At 71.6% G+C, this 13,364-nt stretch carries 8 protein-coding genes; 2 read left to right on the top strand and 6 right to left on the bottom strand.

Annotation, left to right across the window (positions count from 1 at the left end):
- Nucleotides 1-145 precede the first annotated feature (145 nt).
- The 6 genes from ACIOKD_RS23695 to leuS form a co-directional block, all read right to left on the bottom strand.
- Nucleotides 146-973 carry an arylamine N-acetyltransferase gene (locus ACIOKD_RS23695; protein WP_402087308.1) on the bottom strand — a complete coding sequence of 276 codons (828 nt, stop codon included), beginning with the start codon at nucleotides 971-973 and terminating at the stop codon, nucleotides 146-148.
- A gap of 4 nt (nucleotides 974-977) precedes the next feature.
- Nucleotides 978-3,791, bottom strand: a complete 2,814-nt coding sequence (locus ACIOKD_RS23690; RefSeq protein WP_402087305.1) for a ComEC/Rec2 family competence protein — start codon at nucleotides 3,789-3,791, stop codon at nucleotides 978-980.
- Nucleotides 3,788-4,621, bottom strand: a complete 834-nt coding sequence (locus ACIOKD_RS23685; protein WP_402087302.1) for a helix-hairpin-helix domain-containing protein — start codon at nucleotides 4,619-4,621, stop codon at nucleotides 3,788-3,790. Before ACIOKD_RS23685 ends, ACIOKD_RS23690 begins: the two co-directional genes overlap by 4 nt.
- A 458-nt stretch (nucleotides 4,622-5,079) precedes the next feature.
- The gene (locus tag ACIOKD_RS23680; protein ID WP_402087300.1) at nucleotides 5,080-5,925 is read right to left on the bottom strand and encodes a DegV family protein; all 846 of its coding nucleotides are present in this window, start codon (nucleotides 5,923-5,925) and stop codon (nucleotides 5,080-5,082) included.
- Between the two features lie 72 nt (nucleotides 5,926-5,997).
- A complete protein-coding gene (locus ACIOKD_RS23675; RefSeq protein WP_402087297.1) occupies nucleotides 5,998-6,822 on the bottom strand; it encodes a hypothetical protein in 825 nt (274 codons plus the stop codon).
- A 200-nt stretch (nucleotides 6,823-7,022) separates the two neighbouring features.
- A complete protein-coding gene (gene leuS, locus ACIOKD_RS23670) occupies nucleotides 7,023-9,905 on the bottom strand; it encodes a leucine--tRNA ligase (RefSeq protein WP_402087295.1) in 2,883 nt (960 codons plus the stop codon).
- 416 nt (nucleotides 9,906-10,321) lie between these two features.
- Here leuS and ACIOKD_RS23665 point away from each other — a divergent pair, with 416 nt between their 5' ends.
- Both ACIOKD_RS23665 and ACIOKD_RS23660 read left to right on the top strand, forming a co-directional pair.
- Nucleotides 10,322-11,629: a cytochrome b/b6 domain-containing protein gene (locus ACIOKD_RS23665; protein ID WP_402087292.1), complete on the top strand. Its 1,308-nt coding sequence runs from the start codon at nucleotides 10,322-10,324 to the stop codon at nucleotides 11,627-11,629.
- A complete protein-coding gene (locus tag ACIOKD_RS23660; RefSeq protein WP_402087290.1) occupies nucleotides 11,629-13,254 on the top strand; it encodes an NADH-ubiquinone oxidoreductase-F iron-sulfur binding region domain-containing protein in 1,626 nt (541 codons plus the stop codon). Before ACIOKD_RS23665 ends, ACIOKD_RS23660 begins: the two co-directional genes overlap by 1 nt.
- Nucleotides 13,255-13,364: the final 110 nt, after the last annotated feature.

Below are 13,364 nucleotides of genomic sequence, written 5' to 3'. Positions count from 1 at the left end.
GCTGTGAACACACTCGTTGTTGGAGAGGTATTCGACCACCGATGCGACTTTCGAGGCAACAGGTGACTACATCGCAGGAAACCAGCGCATGTGCTGGTACTCCGCACGAGTATCCCGAATTGGCCGTTCCGTTTATGTTTTCCCCTCAGTCGCTGCTTTTCCAGGCGACCGGGACGCGCTCCAGCACGATTCCGAACCGCTTCCGGTACGCCTCAAGTACCTCCTCGTCCGAGGCCAGATCCGCCGTCGTCTTCCCGCCGTCGGGGTCCGTGACCGTGAGAGCGCGCCCGCTGAGCGTGACCCTCCCGCCGTCCTCCGTGACCCGCGAGCAGACCGGCGACTGCGTGAAGTGCGACGCCGGCGAGGTGCTGTGCCACCAGGCCCCGGCCACGAAGTCCCCGAGCACCCGCGGCCGTGTCTCCAGCCGGTACTGGGACCTGCCGTCCCGCACCACCTCCAGGTCCCCGAACTCCCCGGCGCTGCCCCGCACCCCGGCCGGATCCGCCCCGGCCACGATCACCCGGAACGCGCCCGCCGGATCCGCCTGCTCCCCCCGCTCCCCGAAGGCCAGCGGGTAGTGGCTGTGCGCCCCGAACCCGACGTCGGCCAGCCAGTCGCCCCCGTCCACCGTCCGCACCCGCAGCGCCAGATGGCCGTACGGAATCCCGAGCTGATCCTCCTCTCCGTAGACCCGTCCCGCGAGCAGCGTCACATCGAAGCCCAGCGCCTTGAGCAGCGCGCCGAACGTCCCGTTCAGTTCGTAGCAGAAGCCACCCCTGCGGGCGCCCACCAACTTGTCCAGGAGCGGTTTCTCCTCCAGCACGATCTCCTCACCGAGGTGGATCGACAGGTTCTCGAACGGCACGGTCAGCAGGTGTCGCAACTGCAGTTCACGGAGTACGTCGGCGGTGGGCCAGGCGGGGTGGGTGACGTCGATCCGGCGGAGGTAGGCATCGACCTGTGCGGGTTTCATACCCTCAGTCTCGCGTGATCAGCAGGTGATCGTCTCCTCCTCCCACGGTTACCGCCCCGTCCACATCGGTGCGCAGCACCTGCGCGCCCCCTGCTTCCAGTGCCGCCATCGTGCTCGGTGCCGGATGTCCATAGGGGTTGTCGGCGCCGCACGAGATGAGCGCGAGGCGTGGCGCCGCCCGTCGTATGAGGTCCGGATCCTGATAAGCCGAACCGTGATGAGCGACCTTGAGAACGTCCACGGCTGCCAGGCCGATCCCGGCCGGTGATCGCAACAGGGCCTGCTGAGCGGGTGGTTCGAGATCCCCGAGCATCAGCATCGTCAGCCCGGCCGAGCGGACGAGCAGGGTGACACTCGCGTCGTTCGGACCCTCAAGCTCAGGGCCCGGCTCCGGTCCCGGGACCGGCCCGGACCCCGGAGCCCGACTCGGCGGCGGCCACAGCACCTGCCAGTCGAGCCCGCCCGTACGGCGCCGCTCTCCCGCCACCGCCCGTGTCACCGGAATGCGCCGGACCGCAGCCTGCCGATGGACGGAATCGGCCTGGTCCAGTGGCTCCTCCAAGCCCGTCGTCTCGATCGCGCCCACCGAACGCCCGCGCAGCACGCCCGGCAGCCCCGCCACATGGTCCGCGTGAAAGTGGGTCAGCACGACGAGGGGGACGCGGGTGATACCGAGCGCCTTCAGACACCGGTCGACGAGTATCGGGTCGGGTCCCGCATCCACCACCACCCCGCTGCCGTCACCCGCCGCGAGCACTGTCGCGTCGCCTTGACCCACATCACACATCGCGAACCGCCAATCCGGCGGCGGCCACCCTGTGATCACCCGGGTGAGAGGCGGCGGCTGCACCATCACGAGCAGAAGCAGCACTCCGCAGGCGCCGCTCAGCCACGGATGCCGCAGAAGCCTGCGCCCGACGAACACGAGGGCGGCGATCGCACCGGCGAGCAGCAGTGCCCCCGTCCAGCTTCCCGGCCAGTCCATGCCTCCGCCCGGCAGGGCCGCACCCGCCCGGGCGATGTCCGCGATCCACCCGGCGGGCCAACTCGCGCACCACGCCAGCACTTTCGCGACCGGCATCGCCCAAGGAGCCGTGATCAGGGTCGCGAAGCCCAGCACCGTGGCCGGCGCGACCGCGAACTCCACGAGCAGATTGCACGGCACCGCCACCAGGCTGACCCGCGCCGAGAGGACGGCGACGACCGGCGCGCACACCGCCTGCGCGGCGCCCGCAGCCGCCAGCGCCTCGGCCGGCCTCGGTGGCACCCCGCGCCCGCGGAGCGCCGCACTCCACCGTGGGGCCAGCGTGAGCAGCGCGCCGGTGGCGAGCACGGAGAGCAGGAAGCCGTAACTCCGGGCCAGCCAGGGGTCGTACAGCACCAGCAGGAGCACCGCCGTGGCCAACGCCGGAATCAGTGATCTGCGGCGCCCGGTGGCGATGGCCAGCAGCGCGATCGATCCGCAGGCCGCGGCCCGCAGCACACTCGGGTCCGGCCGGCACACGATCACGAAGCCGAGTGTGAGCGCACCCCCGCACAGAGCGGTCGCCCGCAGCGGCAGACCGAGCCGGGGCGCCAGTCCACGGCGCTCGATCCGCTGGGCCCGGCCCGGCGGCCCGATGAGCAGGGCCAGCACGATCGTGAAGTTGGCCCCGCTGACAGCGAGGATGTGGGTGAGATCGGTCGCCCTGAACGCCTCGTCCAGCTCCGGTGAGAGCCGGGAGGTGTCCCCGACCACCAGTCCCGGCAGCAGCGCCCGCGCGTCCGGTTCCAGCCCGTCGGTCGCCTCCCGCAGCCTGCCCCGCAGCTCCCCGGCGAACCGCTGCGTGGCGGACGGTTGCCCGACCACCGCCGGTGGCCCGCTGCCGCGCACGCGGAGCACCGCCGCGATCCGGTCTCCGCCGCCGAGCGCGGGCGCGACCTGTGCGGTGACCCGCACCCGGGTGGAAGGCAGGAGGGAGAGCCAGGGCGAACCCGCTTTCCCACGGGCCACCCCCGGACCCGGCTCCGACCCCGGCCTCGCTACCTCCCCCAGCCCCGATCCCGGCCTCGCTCCCGCTCCCGGCTCCGACCTCGGCCTCCCTCCCGCTCCCGGACCCGCTTCCAGTCCCGCTCCCGCTCCTGCGTCCACGATCAGCAGCACCGGCGTACGGGTCCGTGCCACTGTCCCGTCCGGCCTCTCGACCCGCCTGACCTCGGCGTCGAGCAGGATCGCGGTCGGGGCGGCGTGGTTCCCCTTGATCCGGGGACGGGTGAGCCGTGGGTCCGAGGTGACCTCCACCTCGGCGGTCACCCGTTCGTACTGCCGCGCCGACTCCGGGATCGGGCCCCTGCGCAGATCCGCACCATGCAGCCCACCGGAGACAGCAGCGGCGGCGACACAGAGCAGCACGGCCGCCGCGGAGGCCTGCGACCAGGACGACCGGAGCAACCGAATCGGCCACAAGAACCAGATCTGCGGCTCCGGTGCCGGCACCGGCACCGACTGCCGCGGCCAGGCGTACCGGTGCAGACCGAAGCTGGCGATGACGTCCGGGCGGGCCCGCTGTCCGTGGTCGGCCAGGACCGGCGGCGCGCCCCGCACACGGGCGCGCCCCGCGAGCAGGAGTCGTCCGGCCATGGCCACGCAGAGCGCGGCCACGCCCGCGACCCATCCCGGCGGTGCGTCCAACGTCACCGCCGCCGTCGCCCAGGCCGCCAGCGCCGGTGGGACCAGACGCAGATCCGTCGGACCCTCCTGGCGAGGATGCGCGGCACCGAGCGGGCTGCCGGAGACCGCGTGCACGGCCGGCCGGTTCGTCGGGGTAGGGCCCCTCATGGCCGTACGAGATCGCGCAGGTCGGCGAAACGGCGGTCCCCGATTCCGTTCACCTCGCGAAGCTCGTCGACCGAACGGAAGCCGCCGTGCCGACCGCGGTACTCGATGATGTGCTGCGCCAGCACAGGGCCGACGCCGGGCAGCGTGTCCAGCTGTTCCGAAGTGGCCGTGTTGAGGGCGATCGGAGTGACCGGGGCGGGGGCGGCGCCACCGGGACCCGCGACACCCGAACCCCCCGCGGCTCCCGGGACTGCCGGCACTCCCGGTCCCACCGCCGACGGCACCCCGACCACCACCTGCTCACCGTCCACCAGGAACCGTGCGCGGTTGAGACCTTCGGTGTCCGTGCCCGGACGCACCCCGCCCGCGGCTTTCAGCGCGTCGGCGACCCGGGAACCGGCCGGCAGCCGATGGATACCCGGCTCGCGCACCTTGCCGCTGACGTCCACCACGAGTGCGGTGGGGACGGCGCCCGCGGGCGCCCGGGCGGCAGCGGAGGTTCCGGCCGGCGTCTTCTGCCCGGCCGCGCCCTCCGCCCCGTACGGAACCGCGGCCCGTACGATCTCCGGGGCCCGCACCGGCTGGGTCCGCCCCGACCAGAAGTGCTGTGCGGCGAGGACCGCCGCGACGACCAGCACCACAGCGAGCGCGGCCACGCTCCTGCGCTCAAGGCCGCACCGGGACTGGAGCCACAGCGGCATCCGCTCCCGGACGGCGAGCCCGGTCCGCCTCCGCCACGTGGGAGCGGACCGGGCCTCCCCCGCGACCCCGTCGGCGACCTCGTCGGCTTCCTCGTCGGCGACCCCGTCGGCTTCTTCAAGCGCTCCCACTCCCGCCCCGGGGCTCCGCCCCGCACCCGGCGGGGTGCGTGGTCGGCTGCCGGACGGTGGGGGCCCCTCGCGCGGTTCCTCGCGCCCGTGGAGGGCGCCGTCGCTCCGCTCCACCGGCGGCCCGTGCCGCAACTCCCCTCGCACCCTCCCCCGTTCAGGCGCGAAGAGTGTCTCCGCTCGCAGGCGCAGCGTCTCCGCCGAGGCCTCTCGGTGCCGGGACCTCCCGCGGTGGGGCCGGCGGCGGTGTCGCGTGCGAACGTCGGAGGCCGGGCCGCGGCCCGGTCCACTGGTGGCTGTCGTGGTCCGTGAAGCTGATCGAAGTGGCATGGGACGAGAATCGGGCACAGGAACCGATCCCCGATGATCTTGCTCAATTCCCGGGGATTACCACTCGGTTGTGGATAACTCCGTCACTCGCCAGGGTCCACGCAGCCACTCCGGGCCGTCGGCCCGCCCCCTCACCGAGGCGAGACGACCGCCCCCAGCAGACCCGGCCCCGTGTGCGCCCCGATCACCGCTCCGACCTCGCTCACATGCAGGTCGGCCAGCCCCGGGACCCGTACCCTCAGCCGCTCCGCGAGCGCCGATGCGCGGTCGGGGGCGGCGAGATGGTGGACGGCGATGTCGACCTGGGCGCTCCCGGCCCGGTCGGCCACTATCTCTTCGAGGCGGGCGATTGCCTTGGTGGCGGTTCGCACCTTCTCCCGGAGCTCGATGCGCCCGCCCTCCAGTTCGAGCAGCGGTTTGACGGCCAGCGCCGAGCCGAGCAACGCCTGCGCCGCCCCGATCCGGCCGCCCCGGCGGAGATAGTCGAGGGTGTCGACGTAGAAGTAGGCGTATGTGCCCGCGGCCCGTTTCTCCGCCGCCGTGACCGCCTCGTCGACCGTGCCGCCAGCCTCCGCGGACTCGGCGGCCGCCAGTGCGCAGAAGCCGAGGGCCATCGCGACCATCCCGGTGTCCACCACGCGCACGGGCACGGGCGCCTCGCGTGCGGCGAGGACCGCCGCGTCATAGGTGCCCGAGAACTCGGAGGACAGATGCAGCGAGACGATGCCGGTGGCGCCGGACTCGGCGACGCGGCGGTAGGTCTCGGCGAAGACCTCGGGACTGGGTCGGGAGGTGGTGACGGAGCGCCGCTTCTGCAGGGCCAGGGCCAGGGAGCGGGCCGAGATCTCGGTGCCCTCTTCGAGCGCCTGGTCGCCGAGGACCACGGTCAGGGGCACCGCGGTGATGCCGTGGCGCTCCATCGTCCGCGGCGGCAGGTAGGCCGTTGAATCGGTGACGATCGCGACATGGCGGGACATGAGCTGGAGATTACCTGTCAGTGGACGTGGAAGGCAGCCCGGCCCCTGCCGCCCGCTGCCGGACCGGCGGTATCAAGTCGTGCTCTCCGGGCGGGGCTTCTTCTCCCAAGGGTAGGCGGCCCGCTGCCTGGGTGCGTCGATCGCCGACCGGGTGGGTTCCTCGGCCCCGCGCGATGCGGGGTCGTCCGGCCAGGTCTGCCGGTCGGCGGCGGCGCTCGGCGCCTCCGGCCACGGCGGCGCCGACGAGGACTCCGTCGCCGGCCGAGCAGCCGAACCGGTCGAGGACCCGGCCGATGGACCGGTCGACGAGCCGGAGCCGGTCGCCGAGCCGGTCGTCCGTGTAGGAGACGGTTCCGTCGTCCAGTGCCGTAGCGCGCCCGCCTCCATGTCGATCTGCGTGCTCAGCGACTCCAGGTCGTCGCCACCGAAACGCTGGGCACGGTCGCGCGCCGCCCAGCGCAGTGCGTCGGCCGCTTTCGTTATCTGCTCGGTGCGCTCCCGCAGCGCGGGCAGCCGCTCGGCGAGGCGCGCCCTGTCCGGTTCGCGCTCCAGCCGCTTCAACTCGGCGTCCAGCTCATGGCCGTGCGCGCTGAGCCGGTTGAAGAGGGCCAGGGACTCCTTCAACGACTCGTCCTCGGTGACGCCCGCGTCCAGTGCGTCCTGGGTGGCCCGCATCGAGGTGCGCAGGGAGAGCCGCAGTTGGGCGAGCCGGCCCTGGGCTCCCGGCTGGGCGAAGGTCTTCGCCTTGAGTGTGGAGTCCTCCACCGTGCGGCGGGCCTGTGCCACGGTGCGGTCCACGCCGCGCTTCGCGGCGCCGACCACCTTCACCGTGGCGTATATGCCCAGGGCCACGAACAGCAAGAAGATCAGCGCCACGATGGCGACCACGGCTTCCATGACGGTCCTCTCGGGTGCTGCGTCCAGTGCGTGCGGGCTCTTCCACGCACTTGTGGGCTCTTTCACCGTAAACGGAGAAGGCAGGCCGAGGGTTCCAGCGGAACCCCCAACCTGCCCGTAGGGGAAGACCCCGAGCGGCGCCCCACCGGCCGCAGCCCGGCCGCAGCCCGGCCGTTGCCCAGCCGCAGCCCGGGCGTCGCCTACGCCGGAACGATGTTCACCAGCTTCGGCGCCCGCACGATCACCTTGCGGATGCCCGCCCCGTCCAGCGCCGCGACCACCTTGTCGTCGGCCAGCGCCACCTTTTCCAGCTCCTCGTCCGAGATCGACGGGGAGACCTCCAGGCGCGCCTTGACCTTGCCCTTGATCTGCACGACGCAGGTGACGCTCTCGTCGACGGCGTACGCCGGGTCGGCGACCGGGAAGTCCAGGTGGACGACCGAGTCGGTGTGGCCCAGCTTGTGCCACAGTTCCTCGGCGATGTGCGGGGCCAGCGGCGCGACCAGCAGCACCAGTGACTCGGCCACCGTCCGCGGGATGGGGCCGCCCGCCTTCGTCAGGTGGTTGTTCAGCTCGGTGACCTTGGCGATGGCGGTGTTGAAGCGCAGGCCCTCCAGGTCCTGGCGTACGCCGCCGATCGCCTTGTGCAGGGCGCGCAGGGTGTCCGTGTCGATGTCGGCGGCGCCGGTGTCGACGACGGTGACGTCACCCGTCGTCTCGTCGACCACGTTGCGCCACAGCCGCTGCAGCAGCCTGAACTGGCCCACCACCGCGCGCGTGTCCCACGGCCGCGACACGTCCAGGGGGCCCATCGCCATCTCGTACAGGCGCAGGGTGTCCGCCCCGTACTCGGCGCAGATCTCGTCCGGAGTGACCGCGTTCTTCAGGGACTTGCCCATCTTGCCCAGCAGCCGGGAGACCTTCTCGCCCTCGAAGTAGTAGGCGCCGTCGCGCTCCTCCACCTCGGCGGCCGGTACGGCGATGCCACGGCTGTCGCGGTACACGAAGGCCTGGATCATGCCCTGGTTGTACAGCTTGTGGAACGGCTCCGCCGAGGAGACGTGCCCCAGGTCGAACAGCACCTTGGACCAGAAACGGGCGTACAGCAGGTGCAGTACGGCGTGTTCGGCGCCGCCCACGTACAGGTCGACGCCGCCGTGCGGCTGGCCCTCGCGCGGGCCCATCCAGTACTGCTCGACCTCCGGGTCGACCAGCTTCTCGGAGTTGTGCGGGTCCAGGTAGCGCAGCTCGTACCAGCAGGAACCGGCCCAGTTGGGCATGGTGTTGGTCTCGCGGCGGTACGCGCGCGTGCCGCGGCCGTCGCCCAGGTCCAGGCTGACGTTCACCCAGTCCTCGTTGCGGGACAGCGGGGTCTCCGGTGACGTGTTCGCGTCGTCCGGGTCGAAGGTGCGCGGCGAGTAGTCCTCGACCTCCGGCAGCTCCAGGGGCAGCATCGACTCGGGCAGCGGGTGGGCGATGCCGTCCTCGTCGTAGACGATCGGGAAGGGCTCGCCCCAATAGCGCTGGCGGCTGAACAGCCAGTCGCGCAGCCGGAAGTTGACCGTGCCGCGGCCGACGTCCTTGCCCTCCAGCCATTCGGTGATGCGCGCCTTGGCCTCGGTGACGCCCAGGCCGTCCAGCGAGATGTCGCCGTTCGCGGAGTTGATGATCTTCGCGTCGTACGAGCCGAACGCGTTCTCCCACGTCGACGTGTCGGTGCCGCGGCCGTCGGTGGGCTCGACCACGCAGCGGATCGGCAGCTCGAAGGCGCGCGCGAACTCGAAGTCGCGCTGGTCGCCCGCGGGGACCGCCATGATCGCGCCGGTGCCGTAGCCCATCAGTACGTAGTCGGCGATGAAGACGGGGACCTGCTCGCCGTTGACCGGGTTGGTCGCGTACGCGCCGATGAAGACGCCCGTCTTGTCCTTGGCCTCGGCCTGCCGCTCGACGTCCGACTTCGAGGCGGCCTGCGCGCGGTAGGCGGCGACGGCCTCGGACGGGGTGGCGTGGCCGCCCGTCCAGACGTCGTGGGTGCCCTCGGGCCAGGCGGCCGGGGTGAACTTCTCGACCAGCGGGTGCTCGGGGGCCAGCACCATGTAGGTCGCGCCGAACAGGGTGTCCGGGCGGGTGGTGAAGACGGAGATGGCTTCCCCGTCGACGGGGAAGTCGACGCGGGCGCCCTCGGAGCGGCCGATCCAGTTGCGCTGCTGCAGCTTGATGGCCTCGGGCCAGTCCAGCGCGTCCAGGTCACCCAGCAGCCGGTCGGCGTAGGCGGTGATCCGCATGTTCCACTGGCGCAGTTTGGCCTTGAAGACGGGGAAGTTGCCGCGCTCGGAGCGGCCGTCCGCGGTGACCTCCTCGTTCGCCAGGACGGTGCCCAGGCCGGGACACCAGTTGACGGGCGCCTCGGACGCGTACGCCAGGCGGAAGTCGCCCAGGACGTCGGCGCGCTCGACGTGATTCAGCTCACTCCAGGAGCGCCCGCCGGGCACCGGGCGTTCGCCGCTCTCGAACAGGGCGACCAGTTCGGCGATCGGACGGGCCCTGTCGGCGTCGGCGTCGTACCAGGAGTTGAAGATCTGCAGGAAGATCCACTGGGTCCACTTGTAGTAGTCCGGGTCGATCGTCGCGAAGGACCGGCGCTTGTCGTGTCCCAGGCCCAGGCGGCGCAGCTGGACCTTCATGTTCGCGATGTTGGCCTCGGTGGACACCCGCGGGTGCGTGCCGGTCTGCACGGCGTACTGCTCGGCGGGCAGGCCGAAGGCGTCGAAGCCCAGCGTGTGCAGGACGTTGTGGCCGGTCATGCGCTGGTACCGGGCGTAGACATCGGTGGCGATGTAGCCCAGGGGGTGACCGACGTGCAGGCCCGCACCCGAGGGGTACGGGAACATGTCCATGATGAACTTCTTGGGCCTGGCCGCCAGCTCGGGGTCGCCGGCCAGGTCACCCTTCGGGTTGGGTGCCGCGTACGTGTTCTCGGCGTCCCATACGTCCTGCCAGCGTGCCTCGATCTGCTCGGCCATGGCGGCCGTGTAGCGGTGCGGCGCTGCCACCTCGGAGGCAGCGGTGTTCGTCTCGCTCATGATCCTCAAAGCTCCATCGATCGTCTCTGCCAGCGGCTCAGGAAATGAAAAAACCCCTCGCACAGGAGGGGGCGCCGCGCCGATGCCGGTCGCGGTTTTCCGACGACCGGAATTGATCAGCGCGGCTCACTAAGCAGAAGGCGTACGGCACGCATGACGTCAGGGTACCGCAGCGGCCGAGCGGGCCGCGACGCGCTTTCGGCTACGCTCCGGCACTGAGTGCCGCTCCCCGCGCCGCGTCGGCAAACGCCGGACAACGGTCAAAGGTTACTTCGCGTAAGGGCCGCTAAGGGACATCACAACTCCCTCGCCACCCTTTGATAACAGCGATATAACTCAAACCTCGTACTCCTCGGTATGGCTAGACCTAGAGTGCGGCAGCGGGACCGCTTTCCCGAACTGTTCGGAGTTGCCCCATGAACTCTCGCCGCAACAACAGCACGCTCTCCCGGCCGAGTCGCTCGGTCCAGGGTGGAGTGATGGCTGCCGTTCTGCTGCTCATACCCGTCAGTGTCGTGGTCGGAGGTGACGCGTTCCGCGACTTCGTCAACTTCGGCGCGGGCGTGCTGTCCCTCGTCGCCCTGACCTGCTCGGTCCTGTGGGGACTCGTCGCCACCGACCGGGTCTTCCTCAACACCCGTCAGCGCCTGATAGCCCAGGCCGTGCACCGGACGACCGCGGTCGGTTCGGTCGGCTTCCTGGTGCTGCACGTCACGGTCAAGCTCTTCCTCGACCACGTCTCCGCGATCGCGGTCTTCGTCCCCTTCGGCCTGGGTGTCACCGGCACCGGCCAGCTCATCGGATTCGGCTCCCTGGCCGGCCTGTTGATGATCTTCACCGCTCTCACCGGCGCACTGCGCAGCAGGTTCGCGTCCCCCGCCGAGGTCGCCGCCCGCTGGCGCGCGGTGCACATGCTGGCCTACCCCGCCTGGTGCGCGGCCCTGGTCCACGGCCTCTTCGCGGGCCGCGAGGCGGCACCGGTCTTCGTGATCCTCTACAGCCTCGCCCTGGTCGCCGTCATGGGAGCACTGGGCCTTCGCGCGGCCCCCCTGTCGTTCAAGCGCAAGTTCGCCAAGCGCGTCCTGGCCCTGCTCGACAACGGCAGCAACAGGTCCTTCCGCGAGGAGCCCGAGGCACGCCGCGCCCCGGAGGCTCCGCGGGGCGGCGGCCGGCCCGGCTTCCCCGACCAGCCGGTCCCCCAGCAGCGGAACGGCTCCCCCCAGCGCTCCGCCTTCCAGGACACCGGGGCCTCCTTCACCGGGGCCTCCTTCACCGACACCGGGTCGCTCACCGACACCGGTGGCTTCGCCGCCGCCTACCGGGCCACGTCCAGCACACCGCGCGCCCAGGAGCCGATGATCCCCGAGGCGACGCGGCCCATGCAGATGCCGATCGACATGCAGCCCACCGAGGCGATGCCGCGTGCCGACGGCAACACCGGCACCCGGTGGCCGACCCCGTCGCCGCCGCTCTACGAGGCCCCGCCGCGCACCGACGGACCCAACTACGACACGGGCGCCTTCAGTCCCGTGTCCTACGACACTCCCCCGCCGGGCGCCTCGTACGGAAGTGACGTGTACAACACCGGTGAGACGAACGACCCTCTCGGTACGTACAACCCGAACGACACGTACAACAGCGGTCCCGCCACTGAAACGCTGCCCGGTTCCTTCGACGCACCGAGCAACGGCGAACCCTGGAACGCGCCTTCCGGAGGCTATTAGTGAACGAGGCCCTTCCCGACGTCCCCGAAGTCCGAGTGGTGGGCCTTCCCCAGCTCACCTCCGGTTTCGATCTCGTCGAGAGACTCGACCTGCCCATGCACCTGAAGGTGCACGGGCCGCTTGAGCCCATGGGCGGTGAGCAGCTCGCGCAGCTCTCCGAACGGATCAACCTGAAGGGCCGCGGTGGCGCGGGCTTCCCGTTCCACAAGAAGCTCAGGTCGGTCGCCGAGGCGGCGATCCGCCGGGGCGTACGGCCCGTGGTCGTCGTCAACGGCAGCGAGGACGAGCCCGCCTGCCGCAAGGACACGGTGATGATCAACCGTGCCCCGCATCTGATCCTGGACGGTGCCCTGCTGGTCGCGGAGGCCCTGGGCGCCCGCACCCTGGTCATCGGAGTGACACGTGAGTCCACCCAGCGGTCGATGGAGGCCGCGCTCTCCGAGCGCGGTCTGACCAACCGGCGCAACGCGACCATCCGTGCGCGGGTGCAGCGCAACCCGGTGCGGATGGTGACCGGAGCGGCCGCCTCCCTGGTCCGCTCCATCGACGGCGGCCCCGCGATCCCGCCGGGCCGCAAGACCAGCGCCTCGCAGAACGGTGTCGGCGGCGCCCCCACGCTGCTGTCGAACGCCGAGACCTTCGCCCAGCTGGCGATCGCCGCCCGCATCGGCGCCGAGCGCTACGGGAACACCGGCCTGTACGACGAGCCCGGCACCGTCCTGCTCACCGTCTCCGGGGCGGTCGCCCGGCCCATGGTGATCGAGGCCCCGACCGGCGTTCCGCTGCGCTACATCCTGCAGCTGGCCGGTGCCCCGCCCGTCCCGCAGGGCGTGCTGACCGGCGGCTACCACGGCAAGTGGCTGGACTCCGCGACGGTCAACGAGGCGATCGTCTCGCGCAACTCCCTGGACGCGGTGGGCGGCGCCCTCGGCGCCGGCGCGATCCTCCCGATCACCCAGTCGACCTGCCCGCTGGGCGAGTCGCTGCGCGTGGCCCAGTGGCTGGCCGAGGAGAGCGCCGGCCAGTGCGGCCCCTGCTACCTCGGACTGCCGGCCGCGGCCCGCGGCATGGAGGACATCCTCAACGGCGGCGGTCCGGCCGCCCTGGAGGCGCTCAAGCAGGTCGCCAACTCCGTGAAGAGGCGCGGCGCGTGCTCGCACCCTGACGGCTCCGCGATGTTCCTGGAGTCGACCATCAAGGCGTTCACCGACGACCTGGCCGCCCATGTCCTCGGCAACGGCTGCGGACGCCCCGTGGAGGGTGTTCTGCCGCTCTTCGAGGGCGGCCAGCAGCCCACCGGCATCCCGGGCGGCGGCCAGCCGGAGGAGGAGCAGGGCGCACCCCGCCAGAAGATCTTCGTGGACTGGACGCTGTGCCGCGGGCACGGCCTGTGCGCGGACATCCTCCCGGAGGTCTTCCAGCTGGGCGCCGACGGCTTCCCGACGGTCGCGCAGGCGGGCGTGCCCCGGTACGCGGAGGCGAAGGCGCTGCGGGCCGTACGACGCTGCCCGGCGCTCGCCCTGCGCCTGGAGGAGGACACCCGCGGAGCGGCCCCCCGGCAGAACCTGCCCGCCGTGCGCGAGGGCGGCGGGGGCGGCCGTCGCGCGCTGGGCCGCGGCCGCTGAGTCCACCGGCGGCCCGGCAGCATCCGGGCCGCCGCACCGTACGCCTCTGTACGCCGGTACACCGAGACGTCACGACACGAAGAAGCGGGCCATCCTGATCGGATGGCCCG

The sequence above is a fragment of the Streptomyces sp. NPDC087844 genome, assembly GCF_044742785.1.
Classification (GTDB): domain Bacteria; phylum Actinomycetota; class Actinomycetes; order Streptomycetales; family Streptomycetaceae; genus Streptomyces.
Note: the sequence above shows the minus strand (reverse complement) of the source record. Positions and strands in the feature narration are given on the sequence as shown.